Source organism: Malikia spinosa, assembly GCF_002980625.1.
Classification (GTDB): domain Bacteria; phylum Pseudomonadota; class Gammaproteobacteria; order Burkholderiales; family Burkholderiaceae_C; genus Malikia; species Malikia spinosa.
Genome location: NZ_PVLR01000007.1, coordinates 41,117 through 63,165 on the forward strand (window position 1 = coordinate 41,117; position 22,049 = coordinate 63,165).

The window sequence follows — 22,049 nt, forward strand, 5'->3', positions numbered from 1 at the left end:
GGTTGCCGCCGTTGCTGGCGCGGTGGTCGCAGTTTTTCTTCAGTAGCAGCAGCCGCCAGAACCGCAGCCGCTCGCGGGCTTGCCGCTGCCGGCAGCGGCCTGGCTGCCGGGCTCCGGCTCCAGCAGGCGGATGCCGGCCTTGAGTCCGGCCCGCACCAGCAGTTCCTCGGGGATCACTTCGTAGGACCGGCCTTCGAGTTCGAGCGTGCGGCAGTCCTGGTCGCCGCATTCGTCGCAGCAGCGGCTGGCGCCGGCCTGACCATCGAGCCAGGCTTCGAGCGGCTGGCCGTCGACCCAGATCCGGTTCGACTCCGACGGCTGGTCCCGGAACGCCGTGGGGGCGAGCTCGCGGCACTCGAGCACCGGCTGCACGCCCAGCGGCTTGAGCACGCTGTCGAGCCGTTCGACCGCATGCCGGACGGCGTCACCCGTGCCTTTGCAGCGGGGACAGGTCTTGCCCTGGTCGTTGACCAGGCGTTGCCAGACGATGGACAGGGTTTTCATCGGATTCTCCTTTGCACAAAGCGACAGGTTCAAATTTTCGATTTCAACAATAGGCTACATTAGGATATTTTTCAGCTGCGGATCAAGATTCCGTCATAAAAGATTCTCCCTGACCGCTGTGATCAGAACAGTTCTCGTCTGTCTCTTCGTCTGGTTTCCCATTCTGGCTGTCTCGGCTGAAGCCGCGCCAGGGATCGGCCTCACGGCACAGCAAAAAGCCTATCTGGCTCAGGCAGGAACCATCCGCATGTGCGTGGATCCCGACTGGATGCCGTTCGAGCGCATCAACGGGGCGGGCCGGCATGAGGGCATCGCCGCCGACCTGATCCAGTTGGTCGCACAGCGCGTCGGGCTCAAGATCGAATTGCATCCGGTCAGCACCTGGCAGGAAAGCCTGGAGGCATCGAAGGCCGGTGTCTGCCAGATCATGAGCTTTCTCAACCAGACGCCGGAGCGCGAGCAATGGCTGATCTTCACCTCCGCCATCTTCTTCGATCCGAATGTCATCATCACCCGCGAAGAGCACCGCTACATCGGCGATCTCAAGGGGCTGTCGGGCGAGTCGGTGGCCTTGCCGCGCGGCACCATGGTCGAGGAGCGCATCCGGCGCGAATATCCGAACCTGAGGCCGATCCTGACCGGCAGCGAGTCTGAATCCGTCAAGCTGGTCTCCGAGCGCCAGGCAGACCTGACCATCCGCTCGCTGATCGTGGCGGCCTATGCGATCAAGAAGGAAGGCCTGTTCAACCTGAAGATCGCGGGCCATGTGCCTGAATTCACCAACCAGCTGCGCATCGGCGTGGTCAAGCACGACAGGGTCCTGCGTGACATCCTGGACCAGGGCGTCAAGACCCTGACGCCGGAGGACCGCGAGGCGATATCGAACCGGCATGTCGTGATCCAGGTTCAGCAGGGCTTCGATTACCGGCTGGTCTGGAGAATCCTGGCCGGTAGCGCCCTGATCCTGCTGGTCAGCCTGTTCTGGATCAGGAAGCTGCGCGCGCTGAACCGCGAACTCGAGCGCCTGTCCATCACGGACCGCCTGACTGGCTTGCACAACCGCCTGAAGCTGGACATGGTGCTGGAGGCCGAGATCCTGCGCGCGATCCGATCCGGTCATTGCTTCAGCGTGATCCTGATCGACATCGATCATTTCAAGCGGATCAACGACCAGCATGGTCATCCGACCGGCGACCTGGTGCTGGTAGACCTGGCGCAATTGCTGCGCGCCGGCACGCGCGCCACCGATTTTGTCGGCCGCTGGGGTGGCGAGGAGTTCCTGATCATCTGTTCGGACACCGATGGCGCCGGTGCAGCCAAGCTGGCCGAAACCCTGCGCCAGATCATCCAGGATCATCCCTTCCCGGTCGTGGAGCGGCAAAGCGCCAGCTTCGGCGTGACCTGCTTTGGCCCGGGCGACAGCGCCAGTGAGATCGTCTCCAGGGCGGACGCGGCGCTGTACCTGGCGAAAACTGCGGGCCGCAACTGCGTCAGGTCCGTCTAGCTTGAGCGGCGTGCCAGCCGGCGGCAGGGCCGGCACCGGATGCTCCTGGCGGGAGCCGCGGCCAGTCATGAGAGCGCAATCCGCACCGAGGGAGCTTTGAGCATCGCCAACGGCGAAAGTTCACAAAGTTCACGAAAGTTACACGCCTGACCCATACATTCGCGCAAGTCAAAAAGCTTTTTGTCCCTTTTCGAGCCGGCTGCAGGGCTCGGATCGAAATTGCCGATGTCCCTCTATTCCACGGAGTCAAGGTTTATGAACGCACCCAAGTTCCTCAAGCTCGCCATTGCCGGCAGCCTGATTTCCCTGCTCGCTGCCTGCGGTAGCGGCGACGACGATGTCGCCAGCGATGCCGACGCGCAATCGAGCTTCATCAGTGCCTACACCTCCGGCCTCGACACGCTCGGCAGCTATGCCGGTCTGGTCAGCAGCAAGTTCCGCGATCTGTTCGATGCCGGCTACACCGACAGCGGCATGACCAAGGCTGACGTCGTGGCTGCCCTCGACAGCGAGATCACCGTTTCGCAGACTTCGCCTGACTTTGTCTTTCCCGCCTTCCCGATGGCCAAGCTCAGCAAGGCCAGCATCGGCAACTGCGACGCCGTCACCAAGATCTGCACCCTGACCGGCACGCTGAGCAACAGCGACGCCGATCCGACCGGTGCCGACGCCAGCGCCGTGACCGAAGTGAACTTCACGACCCAGGTCCGCCAGGACGCCGACGGCAAGGTCCGCCTGCTGGGCGACCAGAGCAAGAGCTGAGACCCGTCCACCCCTTCATCCTGAAAAACCTAGCCATGTCTAATCAGAATACCCTGCGCGACGTTGCCCTGGCTGCTGCCGCCCTGTGCGCGGCCATGAGCGTCATTGTTCCCGCCGTTGCCGCCGAGAAGGCCGCCACCAAGCCGGCTGGCACCTATGTCTCGGGCGACTTCCACAACCACACCACCTGCTCCGACGGCGCCCTGTCGCTGCAGCGGCTGGTCGACCGTTCGGTCAATGCCTACAGCCTGGACTGGTTCGTCCAGGCCGACCACGGCGGCAGCAGCGCGCGCAACTGCACCCTGCGCGAAGACCCGTTCGAGCCGGTGGCCCCGGCCCTGGGCCTGAGCAGCAACTCGACCGGCCCCTACGGCGGCACGGTGACCTATCCCGCAGGTGGCCAGCCGGCCAGCACCGGCAAGGGACCCAACATGAGCTGGCAGAGCACCTTGCCCAACGGCGTCGCCGACATCAAGGGCGATGGCACCGCGAACCCGAAGCGCATGTGGCGCTGGCAGGAAATCAAGGAATTCCAGTACCCGGTGCTGGAAGCCGAGAGCCGCAAGCACAACAAGCCGGTCTGGATCGGCCTCGAGACCAACAACCCGGGCCACGAGCACACCTCGACCACCATCCTGACCGGCCAGCTGCCCTGGCCCAAGACCGGTGCCGGCAACGCCAACCTGATGGCCCAGTTCGAGTACTGCTTCGACCGCAGCGACACCGACACCAGCCGCGGTGCCGAGAACCAGTGGGATTGCTCGGTCAGCGGCAGCCCGAACAACAGCCTGATCGATCCGGTCTCCAGGAAGATCGCCAAGGCAGGCAACCTGGGTGGCGGCAACAGCGCGGCCAACCCCGACCTCGGCCACATCAAGTCGGTCGAGGCCGTCAAGTGGATGAACGAGAAGGCGCCCAACACCAGCTTCTACGTGCCGGCCCACCTTGAGCGCGCTGGCGTCTACAACCCGACGGCCAACCGCGGCTTCAACATCGAGCATCTGCGCAACTTCAACAACGCAGCGCCGCGCATCGCCTTTGGTTTCGAGTCCATGCCTGGCCACCAGGCGCAGGAAGACCGTGGCGGTTATGGCACCGGCGCAGCCGGTGGCGGCACCTTCGGTGGCTCCGGCGCCTATGCCGGCCTGATCGGCGGCGTCTGGGATGCCCTGCTCGGTGAAGGTCGCAACTGGTTCTTCTTCGCCAGCTCCGACTATCACAACCGTGGCAGCTTCGGTGCCGATCAGCGCGAAACCAACTCGGACTTCTTCCCGGGCGAGTACACCAAGGACCATGTCATGGTGCGCAAGGGCAAGGGCGACCTGACGGCCGAAGGCATCATCGACGGCCTGCGCAGCGGCAACAGCTATGTGGCCAACGGCGACGTGATCGACCGCCTGTCCTTCGTGGTCTGCACCGCCAACCCGGGTCTGCCGATCAAGGCCAACCAGGCACTGATCGAGAAGGCTGCCGCCAACGCCGTCGCCAACAAGGGCGAAGTGCGCATCGATGGTTGCGCCACCATGGGTGAAAAGCTGTTGGCCCGTCCGGGTGCCGACCTGATCGTGGCCGTGGCGGTGCGCGACCCGCAGGGCAAGAACAACTCGCCCTACAGCTTCCCGAACCCCTCGCTCAAGCAGATCGGCGTCACCCAGCCGCTGGACAAGCCGGAACTCGACCACGTCGACCTGATCGGCGGCCTGGTGACCGGTTATGTCTCGCCCGCCGACACGGCACGCTACGCCGGCCCGATCGGTTCTGAAGCCGCCAGCAACAAGTCGGCCAAGATCCTGAAGGTCTTCAACAAGACCAACTGGACCGCAGGCAACGACGGCGTGCGCACCATGAGCTACCGTGTCCCGGCAGTCAAGGCGTCGCAGTACATGCGCCTGCGCGGCACCAACCTGCCGGCCGCCACCCCGTTCGAGACCGATGCACAGGGCAACCCGCTGTCCGACTGGGAGGCCAGCCCGGTCGACCAGACCGTCAAGGGCAACATCGCCTGTGCTGACGCCGCCTGCCCGCCGCACATGCGCACGGTCGCTGGCGTCAAGTATTCGAGCTTCGACGTCGCTGCCTGGTCCGACCTGTGGTTCTACAGCAACCCGGTCTTCGTCGAGGTGATCAACGGCGTCAAGGTCGCGGGCGTCAAGTAAGTCCATTTGAGCGCCGGGCCAGCCCTGGCGACCGGATCCGGCCTGATGGCCGGGTCCGGCCGATTTGACCCGACCGGCGCTTGGCGCCGGTCTTCCCTTTTCTTGTTGCATTCATGACTAGTCTTGCGGGCGTTTCCCGTGTTGCGTTGCCGGCGGACCGTATCGGTGGCAGGCAGCTGGCCGGCCTGCTGCTGGCCCTGGCGTCGGGCGCCTGCGGCCTGGCCTGGCAGTTCATCTGGACCCAGCAGTTGTCCAACAGCCTGGGCCACGAGATCGTGGCGGTGCTGGCGGTGCTGGGGGCTTTCTTTGGCGGTCTGGCCATCGGGGCCTGGGCCCTGCGCCGGGTCATCGAGCGTTCGGCCCGGCCGGCGCTCTGGTATGGCGGCCTGGAGCTGCTGATCGCGGGCTGGGGTCTGGGCTTGAGCCTGCTGCTGCCGGTGCTGACGCCTGGTCTGGGCCAGCTGATCGGCGCCGAGCCCTCGGCCTGGCGCCATTGGGGCCTGGCCTTCTTCCTGCCCTTGCTGTTGCTGCTGCCGGTCACGGCGGCCATGGGCGCGACCTTGCCGGCGCTCGAGCGCTGCTGGCGCGGTGCTGGATCCTCGCTGCTGAGCGCCCTCTATTCAGCCAATACCCTGGGTGCCGTGCTCGGCACGCTGGGCGTCGTCTTCGTCGCCATTCCGCAGCTGGGCCTGCAGGCCACGGCGCTGGCCTGTGCGGCGCTCAACCTGCTCTGTGGCCTGTCTGCGCTGGCGCTGAACCGGGGCCAGCGCATGGCCGTCGCCCCGGCCGCGGCTGCGGCACCGGCCTCGGCCGGCGGGGTTGCCGCAGCGGAAATCAGCCGCCGGCATTTGCTGCTGCTGTTGGCCGGATCGGGCTTGCTCGGCATTGGCTACGAGGTGCTCGCGGTCCGGGTGCTGAGCCAGGTGACCGAGAACACGGTCTACAGCTATGCGCTGCTGCTGGCGGTCTACCTGCTCGGCACCGCCGCCGGGGCCGCCTGGCACCAGCAGGCCCGGGGCCGACTGGACGCCGGCCAGGCTGGCCTGGCGCGCCTGCTCGGCTGGCTGGTGCTGGCCACGCTGGCCGGTGGCCTCAGCCTGTGGGCGGCCGACCGGATCGTGCTCCTGCCCGCGCGCTGGTTCGGTCCCGGCGCGGCTGCGGCGCTGGCCGGCGAGGCGCTGGCGGCAGCCTTCTCCATGGGGCCGCCGACCTGGGTCATGGGGATCGTCTTTGCCCAGCTCTGCCATCTGGCGCGTGCCAATCAGATGACGCTGGGCGGCGCACTGGCGGTCAACACTGCAGCGGCCGCCCTGGCGCCCTGGCTGATCGGCGTCGGGCTGATTCCGCTGCTGGGCGCGCGCGGCGCCTTGCTGCTGATCGCTGCCGGCTACCTGGCGCTGATGCCCGGTCTTTGGCGCCGTGGCAGCGGCTTCTGGTTGCCGCTGGTCCTGCTGGTGCTGCTGGCAGCGCTGACCCCGCCGTTGCGCTTTGTCGATCTGCCGCCCGGTGGCCGCGTGCTGAGTTACCGCGATGGCGTGATGGCAGCGGTCAGCGTGGTCGAGGACGGACGGGGCGTGGCGCGCCTGCACATCAATAACCGGGTCCAGGAGGGCAGCAGTGCCAGCGGCGCGATCGAGAGGCGCCTGGCCCTGCTGCCGCTGCAGCTGCATCCGAAGCCGCAGCGGGCGCTCTTCCTGGGCTTGGGCACGGGCTTTACGGTGCAGGTCGCGGCGCGCGATCCGGGCTTGCAGGTCGATGGCGTCGAGCTGCTGCCCGAGGTGATCGAGGCCGCGCCGCTGTTTGCCCGCGCGCAAAACGGCCAGTCGTCCGGTTCGTCTGCACTGGAGCGGGTGCATGCGGTGGCGGCCGATGCGCGCCGTTATGTGCTGGCGGCGCCGCAGCGCTATGACGTGGTGATCGCCGACCTGTTCCATCCGGCGCGCAGCGGTGCCGGTGCGCTCTACACGCGCGAGCATTTCGCTGCCGTGCGCGACCGGCTGGCGCCCGGCGGCCTGTTCTGCCAGTGGCTGGCCTTGCACCAGATGGATGTCGAGACCCTGCGCAGCATCGTGGCGGCCTACCTGGCGGTCTTCCCCGACGGCAAGGCGGTGCTTGCCAGCAACAGCCTCGACACCCCGGTGCTCGGCCTGGTGGCAAGTCCGGGCAGGCCGCGTTTCGAGCTTGATGCCTTGCGCGCCCGCCTGGCGCCGCCCCAGCCCGAACTGCGCCAGCTGCTGAGCAGCGCCGGCCTCGAGGACGAATTCGGCTTGCTTGGCTCGGCCCTGGCCGGCAGTCAGAGCTTGCAGCGTTTCGCCCAAGGCGCCGCGGTCAACAGCGATGACCGTCCCTTCGTGACGCACCGCGCGCCCTGGGCCACCTATGCCCCGGCCAGCACGCCGCGCCAGCGCCTGCACGAACTGATTTCGAGCTGGAGCGTCGAGCCTGGCGAATGGCTGCAGCCCGCCGACCCGGTCTTCGAGCAGCGCTTGCAGCGCTACTGGGACGTGAGGCGGCGCTACCTCGAGCTCGGTCTGGCGACCGCACCCGATCCCGATCCGGTCGTGATGCTGGACCGGCTGCAGCAACCGCTGCTCGGCCTGCTGCGCGACAGCCCCGAATTCCGGCCGGCTACCGATCCCTTGCGCGCTCTTGCTGCCGCCATTCGCCCGCGCGATCCCGGCCGCGCGGACGAACTGCTGCGCCAGCTCGAGCGCCTGCAGCCCCAGCGACCAGATGCGGCCATCCGGCGCTGAGCGCTGCCCGGTTCTTGCTTCTTCTTGACTGTTTTCCAATCTCATCACCCATCGGTCCCTGAATGAAATCGACATCAGTGAATTCCATCCGACTGCAGACTGCGTTGCGCGAGCCGTTGCTGCATTTCCTGATCCTGGGCGCGGCCATTTTCGGCGTCGACCAATGGCGCAATGCCGGCAGTGAAACTGCCAGCGACATCGTCGTGACGGCCAAGGTCCAGCAGGAAGCCAAGGCCATCTTCGAGGCCGGCATGAAGCGCGAACCCAAGCCGGAAGAGCTCAAGGTGCTGCTCGACCGCTGGGTCGACAACGAGATCCTCTACCGCGAGGGCTTGCAACTGGGGCTGGACCGGGGTGACTCGGGCATCCGCGACCGCGTGATCTTCAAGGCCATGAGCGTGACCCAGGCTGGCATCGTGCTGCCCGAAGTCGATGAAGCCGGTCTCAAGGCCTGGTTCGAGTCGAACCGCGAGCGCTACGACACCCCGGCCCGCTTCGATTTCCTGGAAGCCGCTGTGCCGCCGGATACCAAGCTCGACGCCCTGCAGCGCTTTGCCGTGGCACTCAACAGCAACCAGGACGAGCCCGGCATCGAGAGCAGCCTGCGCGTGTTCCGTGACCGTCCGCGCTCCAACCTGCTGCAGAGCTATGGCAAGGACTTTACCGAGGCGATCGAGCAGCTCAAGCCCGGTCAATGGCAGGTTCTGGTCAGCAACGACGGGCCGCGCGTGATCCGGCTCGAAAGCCTCAAGCCGGCCGTCGCCGCCGACTTCGAGGCGGTCAAGGTCAAGCTCTATCAGGACTGGAAGGATGAGATGACTTCGCAGCGCTCCAAGGAGCTGATCCGCGAAATGGGCAAGAAGTACCAGATCCGCCAGGAAAGCCTGCCGTCATGAGTGCCCGCTTCTTGCGTTCGCATCTTGCGGCCCGCTTGCTGGGCTGCCTGCTGTTGCTGTGTGCCGCTCTGGGACTGTCGCCGGCCCAGGCCCACGAGATGACCATTGCCGAGCTGACGGTGCGCGAGTCGGCGACCGGCAGCTATTTCTATGCCTGGGGCGTGCCGGCCAAGGTCACCCCGGTGGCCGAGGATCTGTCGCTGCGCTGGCCCGAAGGCTGCGAGGCCTCGGACCAGTCCGTCAGCTGCGGTCCGCAGGGACTCTACGGCCAGCTCGAGGTCGAGGGCTTGGGCAAGGTCTACTCGGCCGTGCTGCTGCGCGTGCACTGGCGCAGCGGCGAGAGCCAGGTCATCACGCTGACCTCGAACCAGCCACAGACCCGACTGTTCGGCGGTGCCAAGGACGAGCGCGGTGCCGGCGAGATTGCCTCGGCCTACACGGTGCTCGGGGTGCAGCATATCCTGTCGGGTTACGACCACCTGCTGTTCGTGATCAGCCTGCTGATGCTGGTCGGTTTCCAGCGTCGCCTGGTCATGACCATCACCGCCTTCACCGTGGCGCACAGCCTGACCCTGGGCGCCAGCGCGCTGGGCTGGCTGACGCTGCGCTCGGCGCCGGTCGAGGCCTCGATCGCCTTGTCGATCCTGCTGGTCTGCGGCGAGGCGCTGCGCCAGCGCGAGACCCTGGCCCGGCGCTGGCCCTCGCTGGTGGCCTTCCTGTTCGGGCTGGTGCACGGCCTGGGCTTTGCCGGTGCCCTGCGTGCGATCGGCCTGCCCGAGCAGCATTTCAGCGTCGCGCTGCTGACCTTCAACCTGGGCGTCGAGATCGGCCAGCTGCTGGTCGTGCTGGCCTGCTGGCTGCTGATGCTGCTGGCTGGCCGTTGGCTGAGGGCCAGCCGGCTCAGGCAGCCGCTGCTCTATGCGACCGGCAGCATCGCGGCCTACTGGTCGATCGCGCGGCTGGCCGCCATCATCTCCTGATCCGGAGGGCCTGATGAGCGACCTGTTCGAGCTTTTTCCGACCCCGGTCCTGCGCGTGCCGCGGCTGCTTGACGACAGCGGTGTGCGCGCGTTCAGGCAGCGCTTCGCGCCCGCTGCGGGGCAGCTCAATCACCACTCCGGCGAGCTGTCGCATTCGCAGATCCTGGCGGCGGACGCTGATCCGCTGCTGGCCGAGCTGAGCGCCCGTCTGACGCCGCACCTGGCCGAATTCGGCACCCATCTGTTCGGCCAGTCGCTGCACTGGACCATCAAGGAGATGTGGCTCAACGTGATGCAGACCGGTGGCCGCCAGGCCATCCATACCCACGCGAACTCCTTCGTCTCGGGTGTGCTGTACCTGAGCGATTGCCATCCGTCCTCCAACACCCTGTTCATCCGCAGCCTGGGCGGGCAGGGCTATGTGTTTGCCAACACCCACGCCAATGCGGCGGTCGGGCCCTTCAACGCCGACAAGTGGCGCGGTCCCGATCCGGCACCGGGCGACCTGATCCTGTTCCCCAGCTCGCTGCTGCACGAAGTGCCGGTCAACCGCGGCGGACTGCGCGTGACGCTGGCCTTCAACGCGATCCCGGACCGGCTCGATGCCTGGGGTTACGCCATCACTTTCGGCCGCTGACCGCCGCCAGCGGCCAAGCCAGCAGAACGCTCACCAGGACTATCCATGAAAATCAAACAATCGATCGTTGCCGGCCTGCTGGGCTGGATCGCCCTGGCGGGAACGGTTTCTGCGCATGAATACTTTGCACCCAATTTCGTGCTGTTCCACCCCTGGGCCGTGGCGAGCCAGGACGGGCAGACCGATGTACCGGTCTACTTCACCACGCGCGAAGTCGAGGAGGGCGACCGCCTGCTGCGCGCCTACTCGCCGATCGCCGAGTCGGTGGCCTTCGTCTCGGCCGATACCCAGCCGCTGGAGGGCCTGGAGCTGAAGGCTGGCGATGGCGAGCAGTTCTTTGCCACCGAACCGCACCTGCTGCTCAAGGGCCGCAAGCAGGACATTCACTGGGGGCGCAACTACCCGCTGGTGCTGGTGTTCGAAAAGGCCGGCATGATGAACGTCTCGATCTCGGTCGGCACCCCCTGATCTCCCTGAGTCTGGCGGGCGGGTCCGACCGCCTCAGGAGCGCCGTTTCCTGGCCTGGAACGGCGCGACCGAGTCGCCGCTCAGCGTGTAGCCCGATGCGCCTTGTTCGGTCTTCGAGTGCTGGACCCGGATCAGTCCGGTCACCGCCACGCTGTCCATCAGCTTGATTTCCTTCGAGGGCGTGGCCAGCTTGACATGCACGATCTGGTTGGCCGGCGGCGGCGGCGTGTGGATGCAGGCGCCGTAATAAGGCACCAGCAGGAATTCCCGTACCATGCCTTGCGAGCCGTCCAGCGGCACGACGAAGCCCGTCATGCGCACGCGCTGGCGGTCGAGCGAGCTCTCGACCGGCGCCTGCTCCCAGGCCTGTTGCAGGCGCTTGAGCGCCTCGGCCGCGCGCGGGTCGGCATCGCTCAGCGCGGAAAAGTCCAGCCCCTCGAAGGCCTGGGCCGGGTTCCAGTTCTTGGGCATCAGGGCATTCCAGCCCAGGCTGCGGTAGCTGTCGGCCTCGGTGCTGGCGGCGACTTCCGGCAGCCGTTCGCCGAGCTGGTAGCGCGGCTGGGCCTGGATTTGCGCCTGGGCCTGGGCGGTACCGATCAGGCCGGCCAGGCTCAGCGCGCAGCCCAGCAGGAGCGGGCGCGCATGGGTCAGCAGATTTTTCATGACGATCAGGATTCAGAGTCTGGGCATCAGCCCGTCCGACAGGGTCAGCCGGGCGGCGCGCCAGGCCGGCAGCAGGGAAGCGCACAGCCCGGCCAGCAGCACGCCGGCCAGCAGCTTGAGCTCGCTCGCTGGGGAGCCCCAGGCTGGCAGCGTCAGCCCGAGCTCGGCCTGGGTCCAGCTGGCGGCTGCCTGTGCGGCCAGGCCCAGCATCAAATAGCCCAGCAGCGCGCCGGCCAGCGAGAGCAGCAGGCCTTCGAGCGCCAGCAGGGCAACGATGTGACGCCGGCCCGCTCCGACCGAGCGCAGGATGGCGAGTTCGCGCCGCCGTTCGCCCAGGCCGGCCCAGACGATGGCGACCATGGTGCTGAGTCCCATCGCGAGCACCAGCAGCGAGACGCCCGCGAGCGTCTGCTCGACCACGCCCAGCATGTTCCAGAGCTGATCCAGCGCCACGCCGGGCAGCACGGCCTGCAGCGCCTCGTAGGGATACTGGTGCAGCGCGCGCTGCAGCCGGAACACCCCGGCGCGGTTCTCGAGCCCGACCAGTGCGGCGGTGACCCGCTTGGGCTGGAGGTCGAACTTCTGCACGAACCGGGCCGGAATGTTGAGGCCGGGCAGCGGCGCGCCGCCCTGCCAGCCCAGATGGATAGCCTCCAGCGCCTGCAGGCTCACATGCAGGGTCCGGTCGACCGGGGTGCCGGTGCGTGCCAGCAGGCCGACCACCTCGAACGGCAGGTCCTCGTGGCTTGCCAATGCCTCTGGCCCCTGGCCGTGGCTCAAGGCCAGCTTGTCACCCAGCTTGTAGCCGAGCTGGCGCGCTACCTCGGCGCCGATCACGACCTCGAACAGCTGCTCGAAGCGCCGGCCCGATGCCAGCACCAGCGGCAGCTGGTCGCCGTAGTGCAGGTGCTCGAAGTAGTCCTGGTTGGTGCCGAGCACTGGAAAGCCCTGGTGCGAGTCGCCCAGGGTCAGCGGAATCACCCAGGCCACGGCCGGATCATCGCGCAGCCGCTGGTAGCTGTTCCAGCTCATGTCGTGGCTGGCCTCGCCGAGGCGGAACACCGAATACAACAGCAGCTGCAAGGGGCTGCCGCGCGCGCCGACGATCAGGTCGGTGCCAGCGATCGATTGCTCGAAGCCCTGCTTGGCGGCATCGCGCGCGCGCTCCACCCCCAGCAGCATCGCTACGCTGAGCGACAGCGCGACCAGGGTCAGGCCCAGGGTGTGACGCCGGTTCCAGGCGCTTTGCAGCGCCAGCCAGAGCATCGCCTTCATGAGCGGCTTCCTGGGGCTGAACGGACCGGCGGCTGCAGCTCAAGGCAGCGGTCGAAGCGGCTGGCCAGCGAGCGGTCATGGCTCACGAACAGCAGCGCGCTGCGCGCACGCCTCGACTCCTCGGACAGCAGCTCGAGGAAGGCATGCTGGCTGTCGCCATCCAGCGCCGAGGTCGGCTCGTCGGCGATCAGCAGCTCCGGGCAGCCGATCAGCGCCCGTGCCGCCGCCACCCGCTGTTGCTGGCCGACCGACAGTTCCATCGCCTGGCGCCGGGCCAGCGCCGGGTCCAGTCCGAGTCGGTCGAGCAGGCGCTGCGCCGAACGCCGCGGATCGGCGTCGAGCTGGCGCGCGCGTTCGGCACGCCGGGCGGAAAAGCGGCAGGGCAGCAGCACATTGTCCTCGACGCTCAGATAGGGAATCAGGTTGAACTGCTGGAAGATGAAGCCGATATGGTCGCCGCGCAGCCGGTCGCGCTGCTGCCGGCCCAGGTTCACCAGGTCGCGCCCGAGCAGCCTGATGCTGCCCTGCTGGGGCAGATGCACGCCGCCGAGCAAGCCCAGCAGGCTGCTCTTGCCGCAGCCGCTCGGGCCGCAGACGAACAGCGATTCGCCCGCCGCCAGGCTCAGCGCCTCGATGTCGAGCAGCGGCGCGCTGCGGCTGTCCCAGCCGAAGCGCAGCGAGGCGACCTGCAGCAGCGGCCCTTGCGGTGTCGCGCTGTCGCTCACCAGCTGATCCCGGGCTGGCTCGGCGTGAGCCGGTGCAGGCCCTGGCCGCGCCCCGTGGCCCGCTCGACCTCGATCCGGCGCAATTTGCCAAAGCTCTTGAAGGCTCCGGTTTGCAGGCGGCGCAGTTGCTCGGGCTGGGCGCAGGCGTAGCGGTATTCGGCCAGCAGGTCGCCGTGTGCGTCGTTCTGCGCGGGTCGGGCAGCGCCGCGGCTGGAGTCAAGCGGGCTTCTGGTTCCAGCCGCTGTCTGTGGCTCTTGCAGCAGTTCGGCTGGCAGCGCGCCCGAGCTGATGTCCATCCCTTCGAGCCGGCATTGCGCCGCCGGGCTCAGCGTGAACAGGCTGTCGGCCTGGCGCAGGCCTTGGCCGAGCCGGCGCACGGCTTCGCGTTCGGCGGCATTGCGCGGGCCATGCTCGAAGCCCAGCAACGCTTCGAGCGGGCTGTCGAGCGTGAGCGTCAGCCGCGGACCATCGAGCGCGAGTTGCAGGCTGGCATGTCCATGCACATGGGCGCCCGGTGCTGCGCGGGCGCCGTCCAGTGGCAGCAGCAGGGCGATCAGGAGGGCCAGGGGCCAGCGGCTTGGTGTCATCGGCAATATCCAGGAATCTCGGGGTGCTTGGCCGGGGTGGCGTTTCTGGCTCTCGGCCAGGGCTGCATCGCAGACCAGTTTATGGCGGCATGATTTCAGCTCGATGAAATCGGTAGCGGGCGGATTCATGCAATATTCACGCGAGCGACTTACCCTTCATGCGCTTGAAACTTTCCCCCTTGTCCGTCATGCCTAACGCCCACCTCAGAACCCTCGCGATCCTCTTGCTGTCCACCTTGTTGGCCGGCGCGGCCCATGCCCATGCCGACGCAAGCAGTCTGGCGGGCGGGTTCACCAGTGGATTCCTGCATCCGGTGCTCGGCTGGGACCATGTCGTCGCGATGGTGGCCGTCGGCCTGTGGGGCGCCTTCATGGGCGAGAAGGCGGTCTGGACCCTGCCGGTGGTATTTCCTGCGGTGATGGCCGTCGGAGGTGTATTGGGCCTGCTGGCTGTTCCGGTGCCTTTCATCGAGGAGGGTATCGCTGCCTCGGCCATCGTCATCGGCGCCATGGTTGCCGCTGCGCTCAGGCCGCCGCTCTGGCTGGCCGCCGTGGTCGTTGGTGCCTTCGCGATTTTCCATGGCCATGCCCATGGCGCTGAATTGCCCGAGGCCGCCAATCCCGTGTTGTTCACGGCGGGCTTCATGGTCGCGACCGGCCTGCTGCACCTGGGCGGCATCCTGATCGGCATGGCGGTGCGCTGGCCGCTGGGGCTCAAGGCAGTGCGCCTGTGCGGTGGCTTGATCTCCTTGCTCGGCGTCGGCTTCCTGAGCGCGGCCTTTTGAGCGCCCGGACCATCCCGATCCCGATGAAGCGCCTGTCCTGCCTTCGCTCCCTGCTGCTTCCCGGCCTGCTGGCGCTGCTCATGCCTGAAGCGGCCCTGGCCCATGGTTCCGTGGCCGGTATCGGCGAGTTCTACAACGGCTTGCTGCATCCGATGCTGGCGCCCCCGCATCTGCTGGGCCTGCTCGGGCTGGCATTGTGGCTGGGGCAGGGCGCCTTGCAGTCGCAGCGCCATGCACTGATCGGCTTGCTGCTCGGACTGATCGCCGGCGCCCTGTCAGCCCGGCTCGCCGGCGATCCCGACACGGATGCCTGGCTCTATCTGCTCGCGGCGGCCGCAGCGGCGGGCGCCGCGGCCAGTTTCAAGGGGCCGGCGCTGCTGCGCAGCCTGCTGGCCCTGCTGCTGGGGCTGGCGATCGGGCTCGGATCGGGCGCCCCTTCCCTGTCTGGCGTGCCGCGATTCGCTGCCTTTGCCGGCTCGGTCTCTGGTGCCTGCCTGCTGCTGTCCGTCCTGGCCGTAGGCGTCGAGGAATTGGTGGTCCGGCGGCGCCAAGTCTGGGCACTCCATGCCTGCCGCATCCTGTCGGCCTGGGTGATCGCGATCGCCCTGCTGTTGCTCGCCTACGCCTGGCGCTGAGGACTGCTGGCCGCAGGCGGTGAATCCGGCATTTGGCCGGGTGCTGCTGCGCAGTCGGCACGCCGCCTGGCTGCGCCAGCCTAGCCCGTCAGCCGGCCCGAGGCCTCGACCGTCCACTGCCGCTCATGGAAGGCGGCCACCGAGGGCCGGTGCGCGATCGACACCAGCGCGCCGCCGCTGTCGCGCATCAGTGCGCGCAGCTTGCCGTAGATCTCGAGCTCGGCCGCGGCATCGAGCGCGCTGGTCGCCTCGTCGGCGAACAGCCAGCGCGGCTTCTTGAGCAGCGCGCGCGCCACCGCGAGGCGCTGCTGCTCGCCGCCCGAGAGCTTCTGGCCCCAGGCATCCTCGTCGTCGAGCCGTGGCGCCAGTTGCGGCAGCAGCGCGTCGTGCAGCGCCTGCTGCAGCTCGGCGTCGCTGTAGCGCTCGGCTGCTGCCGGGTAGGCCAGTGCGTCGCGCAGCCGGCCGGTGGGGAAATAGGGCCGCTGCGGCAGGAACATCGCGTCCTGCTCGAAGCCCGCCGGCAGCGCGATGCGGCCCTGGGCATAGGGCCAGATGCCGGCCAGGGTCCGGAACAGCGAGGACTTGCCGCTGCCCGATGCGCCCTGCAGCAGCACGCTGTCGCCCGGGCGCAGCGCCAGGCCTTCGCCCTGCAGCAGCCGCTGGCCGTTGGGCAGCGACAGCGTCAGCTGGTCCAGTCGCAACTCGTCGCCGCCGCTGGCGCCGAGCAGGCCCTGGCCGTTGGCGCTGCGCAGGCTGTCCTCGAAGCCGGTCAGACGGTCGGTGGTGGCACGCCAACGCGCCAGCGCGTCGTAGTTGTCGACAAACCAGGACAGCGAGTCCTGCACCCGGCCGAAGGCCGAGGCGATCTGCATCAGCTCGCCGAGCTGGATTGCGCCGCTGAAGAAACGCGGCGCCGCCACCACGAACGGGAACACCACCGCCGCCTGGCCAAAGCCGACCGTGAACCAGGTCAGGCGCTTCTGTGCCTTGATCAGCGCCAGCGTGTTCTGCAGCACGGCGCTGAAATGGCCGCCGAGCTGGCGCTGCTCGACCGGTTCGCCGCGATCGAGCGCGATCGCCTCGCTGTACTCGCGCACCCGCACCAGGTGATGCCGGAAATCGGCCTCGCGCTTTTGCTGCTCGAAGTTCAGCTTGATCAGCGGGCGGCCAATGTAGTGCGTCAGCACGCTGCCGACCAGCGCATAGATCAGCGCCATCCAGACCATGAAGCCCGGGATGTTCCAGTCGCTGCCGTTGAAGGCAAAGCCGAAGCTGCCCGACAGGCCCCACAGGATGCCGACGAAGCTCGCCAGCGTGACCGCCGCGTTGAGCAGGCCCATGCTCAGACCCACGGCCGAGGCCGTGAACATGCCCAGGTCTTCCTGGATGCGCTGGTCCGGGTTGTCGGGCAGGCTGGCATTCTCGCGCGTGAAGCGCATCAGCTCAAGTCGGTAGAAGGCCTTGTGGCCGAGCCAGCGCGCCATCACATGGGTGGTCATCCAGGCGCGCCAGCGGATCTCGAGCAGCTGGGTCAGGTAGAAGCGGTAGACCGCGATCAGGATATAGCCGAAAGCCAGTCCGGTGAAGCGACCGAGCTGCTGCCAGAACACCTCGGCGTTCTTGTTCTGCAGCGCGTCATAGAAGACCCGGTTCCACTCGTTGATCAGCACCAGCATGTAGACCGCGCCGAGATTGAGCGCGATGATGGCCGCGAGCAGTCCGCGTGCCTTCCATTTTTCGTCGGAGCCGAAGTAGGGCGCGGACAGCGCCCAGGCGCGGGAAGCGAAATTACGGAACTGTTTCAGCTTGGTCAGCAGGCTCATGGGGTCTTCAGGGGTTGGCGATGCCGGACGCCACATGGCCGGACGGCACATGCCGCGCGGCCGATTCGATATGGCCGGTCTGGTCGTCGAAGAAGAAATCGGGCTCGAACTCGCGCAGGAATTCGCCCTTGGGCAGTCCGCCCAGGAACATCGCCTCGTCGATCGCGATGTCCCAGTCCATCAGGGTGCGGATCGCGCGCTCATGCGCCGGCGCACTGCGCGCCGTCACCAGCGCGGTACGCAGTTGCATGCCGGCGCTGGCTGCGCTCTGCAGCTTTTGCAAGGCTTCGAGCAGCGGCTTGAACGGGCCGCCCGGCAGCGGCTGCCCGGCCCGGTCGACCTCGTGCTGCTGGAAGGCGCCCAGGCCCTGGGCCTGGTAGATGCGCTCGGCCTCGTCCGAGAACAGCACCGCGTCGCCGTCGAAGGCAATCCTGACCTCGTGCGGATGCGCGTCGCTGGCGCGCACCGATTGCGGGTAGACCTGGGCTGCCGGCACGCCAGCGGCGAGCGCGGCGCGCACATCGCTCAGGTGGGTCGACAGGAACAGGTGGGCGCGCAGCGGGCGCAGATAGCGCCAGGGCGACTGGCCGCGCGTGAACACGCCGCGCTCGATGCCCAGGCCGTAATGCTGGGCCGAGCGGAACACGCGCAGCCCCGACACCGGGTCGTTGCGCGACAGGATCACGACCTCGACCCGTGGCTGTCCGGGCGAATTGAAGCTCAGCAGCTTGCGTACCAGCGAGAACGCGACGCCCGGGGGTGCCGGCTGCTCCAGGCGTGCCAGCTGCAGTTGCATGTAGGCGCTGTCGTCGCCCTGCTCGAACACCAGGTTCTCCTGCTCGAAGTCGAACAGGGCCCGCGACGAGATCGCAACGACGAGCTGGCCTTCGAGGGTGGCGGGCATCTGGGCTCCTTCAGGGGCGGTTGGCGTTGTCGGCTCGATGGCGCTTCACTTGACCAGCTGGTTGAGCTGGATGATGGGCAGCAGCACCGCGAGCACGATCAGCATCACCACCAGGCCCATCACGACGATCAGCAGCGGCTCGAGCAGGGTGGCCAGGCGCAGCGCGCGGCGCTGGACCTCGGCGCTGAGCTGGCCGGCGGCGCGCTCGAGCATGGCCGGCAGCTGGCCGGTCTGCTCGCCCAGGCGCGCAAACATCGAGATCAGGCCCGGAAAGCGCTTCTTCGAGGCCAGCGCGCCGGCCAGCGGCGCCCCTTCACGCACCAGTACCAGCGCATCGAGCGCGTCGGCGCGCAGCGCGCGGTTGTTCAGCGTCTCGGCAGCGGTCTGCAGCGCGCGCAGGATCGGCACGCCAGCGCCAGCCAGCATCGCGAGCGTGGCCGCGAAGCGCGCCGCGTTGTAGCCGCGCGCGATCCGGCCCACCAGCGGCAGCTTGAGCCAGGTCGCATCCATGCGCTCGCGCAGGGCGTCGTTGCGCCGCGCCTGCACCAGCGCGGCGCCGCCAGCAGCCAGCAGCAGCGCCAGCAGCCAGCCCCATTGCCGCACCAGATTGCTCAGGCCCAGCATGATCACGGTCAGCATCGGCAGCGCGCGCTTGCTGCCGGCGAACACGGTGGCGACCTGGGGCACGACATAGCTCATCAGGAACACCACGATCACGATCGCGAACAGCGTCACGATCGCGGGGTAGAGCGCAGCCGAGATCAGCTTGTTGCGCAGCGCCTCGCGCTCCTCGAGGTCGGTTGCCAGCCGGTCGAGCACGGCGCCGAGCTGGCCGCTCTGTTCGCCGGCCGCGACCACCGCGCGGTAGCTGGCGTCGAACTCGCGCGGATGTTGGGCCAGAGCGCGCGCGAAGCTCGAGCCGGCGTTGACCTCGGCGCGCAGGCTGGCGACCAGGCGCTGCTGTTCCGGCCGGTCGGCCTCGTCGGCCAATGCCGCCAGCGCGCGCTCGAGCTGCAGGCCCGAACTCACCAGGCCCGCGAGCTGGCTGGTCCAGACCGACAGCGTGTTGGCGTTGAAGGTGCGCGAGCGCCAGAGCTGGCGGTTCCAGCCGGTGGCAGGCTCCTCCTCGCTGGCCATGGCCGGCGCGATCTCGAGCGGAATCAGTCCGCGCTGGCGCAGCAGGCCGCGCGCGGCGCGCGCGGTATCGGCTTCGAGCAGGCCTTGCTGGTTGCGGCCGTCGGCGTCCAGCGCCTCGTAGCGGTAGGCGGGCATCGGGACTCGCTCTCAGCTGGCCAGGGCCGGTTGCGGGAAGGCGTCGGCCAGTGCCTGCGCCGCGATGTCGAGCGCGCGCAGCCGCAGCGCCGGATCATGGATGTCGCAGACCAGCATCAGCTCGTCGGCGCCGGTCAGCTCGACCAGCCGCAACAAGCCCTCGCGCACGACGGCGGGGCCGCCGATCACGCCGGCCGCCAGGAAGTCGAGGATGGCGGCACGGTGCTGCGCCGGCAGCTGCTCCATGAAGCCCGCGACCGGCGGCGGCAGCAGGCCGCGCTGGCCGCTCAGGATGCCGAGCACGCGCTGGTACTGGCTGCTGGCCAGGTATTCGGCTTCCTCGTCGGTCGGTGCCGCTGCCAGCGGTACGCCGATCATCACGTAGGGCCGGTCGAGCTGGGCCGAGGGCCGGAAGTTCTGCCGGTACAGCTCGACCGCCTGCAGCAGCAGGCGCGGTGCGAAATGCGAGGCGAAGGCATAGGGCAGGCCGCGCTCGGCCGCCAGCCGGGCCGAATACAAGCTCGAACCCAGCAGCCAGATCGGCACCTCGGTGCCTGCGCCGGGCAGGGCGACCAGGCGCTGGCCGGGCTGGGCCGGCGCGAGCAGGCGCTGCAGCTCGGCCACATCGGCCGGGAAATCGTCCTCCGACTCGACCCGGTCGCGCCGCAGCGCGCGCATCGTCAGGCCGTCGGTGCCGGGCGCGCGGCCCAGCCCGAGGTCGATCCGGCCCGGATAGAGCTCGGCCAGCGTGCCGAAGGCCTCGGCCACCACCAGCGGCGCGTGGTTGGGCAGCATGATGCCGCCCGATCCGACCCGGATGCGCTCGGTCGCGCCCGCGATATGGCCGACCAGCACCGCGGTGGCTGAGCTCGCGACGCCGGGGATGTTGTGGTGCTCGGCCAGCCAGTAGCGCACGAAGCCCAGGCTTTCGGCGTGCTGGGCGGTGCGGCGTGCGAGCGCCAGCGCATCGGCGACGCTGCTGCCCTGGCGCACGGCGACCAGGTCGAGCATGGACAGACGGGGAGAGGGCAAGGTGGTGGACATGCGGGCATTGTAGGGACAGGATTTGTCACTAGAATTTCTGGCAAAACTAATGAATGGAAGTCGGTCGGCGCTGGGTGGGTCGGTCCCGTCCGGTCTGGCGGACTCAGGGAGGACCATGTCAGTTCCAGACCAAGCGGTGGCGCCAGCAGAGCTGGCGACCGAAGCCTGTCAAGCCATCGATGCCATTCTGGGCGCGGCATGCGGCTTCGAGCGACTAGAGGCCTGGCGCCAGGTGCTGCTCGACGGCCTGGAGGCCAGGCTGGCGCCGCCGCGCAGGGCGGCACTGCTGCAGCGCCTCGGCATCATTGCCCTGCTGCGTGACGGCGACCTGATGGCAGCCGGCCAGCATTTCGCGCAGGCGATCGAGCGGCTCGATCCAGCCGACCCCAACGAGCTGTTGTTGCGCGCCCAGGTCGGCCTCGTCGACTGCCTGGCCGGTCGGCTGGTGCGCGCCGATGTGCAGCTCACCGATGCCGAACTCGCCAGCCGTGAGCCCGGCCTCTCTGCCTCGACCCGTGGCTGGCTCGCGATCGCACTGGCCTTGAACCGGCTGCTCCGGGGTGACGCCGCCGCGGCGCTCGAGCTCCTGGCGGGCGCCGAGGTCGCCATCCCGGACCAGGGGCCGGCCGACCTGCTGCGACTCGAGCTGGCCCTGTACGCCGCCGCGCTGCTGGGGCGGCGCGATCAGGTCACGGCGCTTTCGGGCCGCCTTGCGCTGGCGCTGATTCCCCGGCGACTGACCCTGCTCGAGGCCGGCCGGCATTTCGTGCTCGGGGTCGCGGCCCTCAGGCAGGGCGAGGCCCTGCGCGCGCTGGTGCACGCCGAGGAAGGCGCCAGCGCCGGCACCCGTGCCGGGGGGCGGCTGGCGCTGCTGCTGACGGGTCTGCTGCGGGCCCAGGCCCTGGCCGAGCTGCAGCGGCTCGACGAGGCCCGGCAGCTGCTGCTGCAGCTCGGTCCGGACTGGAGCGGCCTCGGCCTGAACCATCTGGCGGCCATGGGCCGGCTCGAGCTGGCCCGGCTGGAGGCGAACGCCGGCGAGCAAGACCGCGCGCGTCAGTCGCTGGTGGCCGCACGCGCCTTGCTGCCCGCTGGCGAACCCCTGCCATCGCTGCACCGCGGGCCGGACTGGTTGCATCAACTCGAGTGCCGGCTCGACGGCAGCCCGGCACCGACATCGAGCGCCCAGGCCCATGTGCGCATCCACACCCTGGGCGAGTTCGTCGTCGAGATCAGGGGCCGACGCCTCTATGACCGCGACTGGAAGGGCCAGCGCACCAAGTCGCTGCTGCTGGCGCTGATCGGCGAAGGCGGCTACAAGGTGCCGGCCGAGCGCCTGTCCGACCTGCTCTGGCCCGATTCCGACGGCGATCAGGCGGCGCAGAACCTCAAGGTAGCGCTGCACCGCCTGCGCCGCCTCGGCTGCGCGCCCGACGAGGCCCCGGTCAACTGGATTCATGTCAAGCACGGGCATGTCAGCCTCGCGCGCAGCCTGTGCTGGGTCGATGCCCATGCCGGCTGTAACTGATTTGAAACCCCGGCGCGGGGATGCTGTTGCCATCGTCCGGGTGCCGGTCGATGCCGTCTTTCTGAGCGGATCTTGCGGCATGCGGGCGAACAGGAGCCAGGCGCCCGCGCGTGGCAGATTGGCTGGCGCTGCAGCAGCAGCCCAAGCCTTG

20 protein-coding genes are annotated in these 22,049 nt (G+C 68.4%); 11 read left to right on the top strand and 9 right to left on the bottom strand.

What is annotated here, in order from left to right:
• Positions 1-39: 39 nt before the first annotated feature.
• Positions 40-504, bottom strand: a complete 465-nt coding sequence (locus C6P61_RS02405; protein WP_105728335.1) for a DUF2703 domain-containing protein — start codon at positions 502-504, stop codon at positions 40-42.
• 247 nt (positions 505-751) lie between these two features.
• Here C6P61_RS02405 and C6P61_RS02410 point away from each other — a divergent pair, with 247 nt between their 5' ends.
• From C6P61_RS02410 to C6P61_RS02445, 8 genes are all read left to right on the top strand, one after another.
• Entirely contained in the window at positions 752-2,008 is a 1,257-nt protein-coding gene (locus C6P61_RS02410; RefSeq protein WP_202428269.1) for a diguanylate cyclase, read from the top strand.
• Positions 2,009-2,263: 255 nt separating this feature from the next.
• A complete protein-coding gene (locus tag C6P61_RS02415) occupies positions 2,264-2,770 on the top strand; it encodes a hypothetical protein (RefSeq protein ID WP_105728336.1) in 507 nt (168 codons plus the stop codon).
• A gap of 35 nt (positions 2,771-2,805) precedes the next feature.
• Complete coding sequence (locus C6P61_RS02420; RefSeq protein WP_105728337.1) at positions 2,806-4,926, top strand: hypothetical protein; 2,121 nt, start codon at positions 2,806-2,808, stop codon at positions 4,924-4,926.
• A gap of 113 nt (positions 4,927-5,039) precedes the next feature.
• A complete protein-coding gene (locus C6P61_RS02425; protein WP_105728338.1) occupies positions 5,040-7,679 on the top strand; it encodes a fused MFS/spermidine synthase in 2,640 nt (879 codons plus the stop codon).
• 77 nt (positions 7,680-7,756) lie between these two features.
• A complete protein-coding gene (locus C6P61_RS02430; protein WP_161126286.1) occupies positions 7,757-8,575 on the top strand; it encodes a peptidyl-prolyl cis-trans isomerase in 819 nt (272 codons plus the stop codon).
• Positions 8,572-9,555: a HupE/UreJ family protein gene (locus C6P61_RS02435; protein ID WP_105728340.1), complete on the top strand. Its 984-nt coding sequence runs from the start codon at positions 8,572-8,574 to the stop codon at positions 9,553-9,555. The genes C6P61_RS02430 and C6P61_RS02435 overlap by 4 nt, the downstream gene beginning before the upstream one ends.
• A 13-nt stretch (positions 9,556-9,568) precedes the next feature.
• Positions 9,569-10,192, top strand: coding sequence for a putative 2OG-Fe(II) oxygenase (locus tag C6P61_RS02440; protein WP_105728341.1), 624 nt, complete (start codon positions 9,569-9,571; stop codon positions 10,190-10,192).
• 45 nt (positions 10,193-10,237) lie between these two features.
• Complete coding sequence (locus C6P61_RS02445) at positions 10,238-10,660, top strand: copper chaperone PCu(A)C domain-containing protein (RefSeq protein ID WP_105728342.1); 423 nt, start codon at positions 10,238-10,240, stop codon at positions 10,658-10,660.
• Positions 10,661-10,693: 33 nt separating this feature from the next.
• Here the strand turns inward: C6P61_RS02445 and C6P61_RS02450 are convergent, their stop codons facing one another.
• The 4 genes from C6P61_RS02450 to C6P61_RS02465 are packed head-to-tail and all read right to left on the bottom strand — an operon-like array spanning position 10,694 to position 13,910.
• Positions 10,694-11,323 (bottom strand): DUF3299 domain-containing protein, encoded by a 630-nt coding sequence (locus C6P61_RS02450; protein WP_105728343.1) that lies wholly within the window; start codon positions 11,321-11,323, stop codon positions 10,694-10,696.
• A 12-nt stretch (positions 11,324-11,335) separates the two neighbouring features.
• On the bottom strand, positions 11,336-12,598 hold the full coding sequence (locus C6P61_RS02455; protein ID WP_105728344.1) for an ABC transporter permease: 1,263 nt from the start codon (positions 12,596-12,598) through the stop codon (positions 11,336-11,338).
• Complete coding sequence (locus C6P61_RS02460) at positions 12,595-13,323, bottom strand: ATP-binding cassette domain-containing protein (RefSeq protein WP_105728345.1); 729 nt, start codon at positions 13,321-13,323, stop codon at positions 12,595-12,597. The genes C6P61_RS02455 and C6P61_RS02460 overlap by 4 nt, the downstream gene beginning before the upstream one ends.
• Positions 13,320-13,910 (bottom strand): DUF2796 domain-containing protein, encoded by a 591-nt coding sequence (locus C6P61_RS02465; protein ID WP_170067308.1) that lies wholly within the window; start codon positions 13,908-13,910, stop codon positions 13,320-13,322. The genes C6P61_RS02460 and C6P61_RS02465 overlap by 4 nt, the downstream gene beginning before the upstream one ends.
• Positions 13,911-14,098: 188 nt before the next feature.
• On the opposite strand from C6P61_RS02465, the gene C6P61_RS02470 reads away from it, so the two are divergent.
• Together C6P61_RS02470 and C6P61_RS02475 are read left to right on the top strand one after the other, a co-directional pair.
• Positions 14,099-14,695 carry a HupE/UreJ family protein gene (locus tag C6P61_RS02470; RefSeq protein ID WP_237491428.1) on the top strand — a complete coding sequence of 199 codons (597 nt, stop codon included), beginning with the start codon at positions 14,099-14,101 and terminating at the stop codon, positions 14,693-14,695.
• Complete coding sequence (locus C6P61_RS02475; protein ID WP_146114952.1) at positions 14,692-15,330, top strand: hypothetical protein; 639 nt, start codon at positions 14,692-14,694, stop codon at positions 15,328-15,330. The genes C6P61_RS02470 and C6P61_RS02475 overlap by 4 nt, the downstream gene beginning before the upstream one ends.
• Before the next feature lie 80 nt (positions 15,331-15,410).
• On the opposite strand, the gene C6P61_RS02480 is transcribed toward C6P61_RS02475, so the two are convergent.
• From C6P61_RS02480 to C6P61_RS02495, 4 genes are read right to left on the bottom strand one after another with little or no spacing between them, the layout of a single operon-like run.
• Positions 15,411-17,153 (bottom strand): ABC transporter ATP-binding protein/permease, encoded by a 1,743-nt coding sequence (locus C6P61_RS02480; RefSeq protein ID WP_105728349.1) that lies wholly within the window; start codon positions 17,151-17,153, stop codon positions 15,411-15,413.
• A gap of 7 nt (positions 17,154-17,160) precedes the next feature.
• On the bottom strand, positions 17,161-18,057 hold the full coding sequence (locus C6P61_RS02485) for a 5'-nucleotidase (RefSeq protein ID WP_105728350.1): 897 nt from the start codon (positions 18,055-18,057) through the stop codon (positions 17,161-17,163).
• A 45-nt stretch (positions 18,058-18,102) separates the two neighbouring features.
• On the bottom strand, positions 18,103-19,329 hold the full coding sequence (gene gspF, locus C6P61_RS02490; RefSeq protein WP_105728351.1) for a type II secretion system inner membrane protein GspF: 1,227 nt from the start codon (positions 19,327-19,329) through the stop codon (positions 18,103-18,105).
• Positions 19,330-19,341: 12 nt separating this feature from the next.
• Entirely contained in the window at positions 19,342-20,373 is a 1,032-nt protein-coding gene (locus tag C6P61_RS02495) for an LLM class flavin-dependent oxidoreductase (RefSeq protein ID WP_105728352.1), read from the bottom strand.
• 115 nt (positions 20,374-20,488) lie between these two features.
• Here C6P61_RS02495 and C6P61_RS02500 point away from each other — a divergent pair, with 115 nt between their 5' ends.
• Positions 20,489-21,898: an AfsR/SARP family transcriptional regulator gene (locus C6P61_RS02500; protein ID WP_146114953.1), complete on the top strand. Its 1,410-nt coding sequence runs from the start codon at positions 20,489-20,491 to the stop codon at positions 21,896-21,898.
• The last annotated feature ends 151 nt before the right edge of the window (positions 21,899-22,049 follow it).

Coding starts and splice junctions, on each gene's coding strand:
- C6P61_RS02405 (WP_105728335.1), bottom strand. CDS start 504: ATGAAAACCCTGTCCATCGTCTGGCAACGCCTGGTCAACGACCAGGGC.
- C6P61_RS02410 (WP_202428269.1), top strand. CDS start 752: ATGTGCGTGGATCCCGACTGGATGCCGTTCGAGCGCATCAACGGGGCG.
- C6P61_RS02415 (WP_105728336.1), top strand. CDS start 2,264: ATGAACGCACCCAAGTTCCTCAAGCTCGCCATTGCCGGCAGCCTGATT.
- C6P61_RS02420 (WP_105728337.1), top strand. CDS start 2,806: ATGTCTAATCAGAATACCCTGCGCGACGTTGCCCTGGCTGCTGCCGCC.
- C6P61_RS02425 (WP_105728338.1), top strand. CDS start 5,040: ATGACTAGTCTTGCGGGCGTTTCCCGTGTTGCGTTGCCGGCGGACCGT.
- C6P61_RS02435 (WP_105728340.1), top strand. CDS start 8,572: ATGAGTGCCCGCTTCTTGCGTTCGCATCTTGCGGCCCGCTTGCTGGGC.
- C6P61_RS02440 (WP_105728341.1), top strand. CDS start 9,569: ATGAGCGACCTGTTCGAGCTTTTTCCGACCCCGGTCCTGCGCGTGCCG.
- C6P61_RS02445 (WP_105728342.1), top strand. CDS start 10,238: ATGAAAATCAAACAATCGATCGTTGCCGGCCTGCTGGGCTGGATCGCC.
- C6P61_RS02450 (WP_105728343.1), bottom strand. CDS start 11,323: ATGAAAAATCTGCTGACCCATGCGCGCCCGCTCCTGCTGGGCTGCGCG.
- C6P61_RS02455 (WP_105728344.1), bottom strand. CDS start 12,598: ATGAAGGCGATGCTCTGGCTGGCGCTGCAAAGCGCCTGGAACCGGCGT.
- C6P61_RS02465 (WP_170067308.1), bottom strand. CDS start 13,910: ATGACACCAAGCCGCTGGCCCCTGGCCCTCCTGATCGCCCTGCTGCTG.
- C6P61_RS02470 (WP_237491428.1), top strand. CDS start 14,099: ATGCCTAACGCCCACCTCAGAACCCTCGCGATCCTCTTGCTGTCCACC.
- C6P61_RS02480 (WP_105728349.1), bottom strand. CDS start 17,153: ATGAGCCTGCTGACCAAGCTGAAACAGTTCCGTAATTTCGCTTCCCGC.
- C6P61_RS02485 (WP_105728350.1), bottom strand. CDS start 18,057: ATGCCCGCCACCCTCGAAGGCCAGCTCGTCGTTGCGATCTCGTCGCGG.
- gspF (WP_105728351.1), bottom strand. CDS start 19,329: ATGCCCGCCTACCGCTACGAGGCGCTGGACGCCGACGGCCGCAACCAG.
- C6P61_RS02495 (WP_105728352.1), bottom strand. CDS start 20,373: ATGTCCACCACCTTGCCCTCTCCCCGTCTGTCCATGCTCGACCTGGTC.
- C6P61_RS02500 (WP_146114953.1), top strand. CDS start 20,489: ATGTCAGTTCCAGACCAAGCGGTGGCGCCAGCAGAGCTGGCGACCGAA.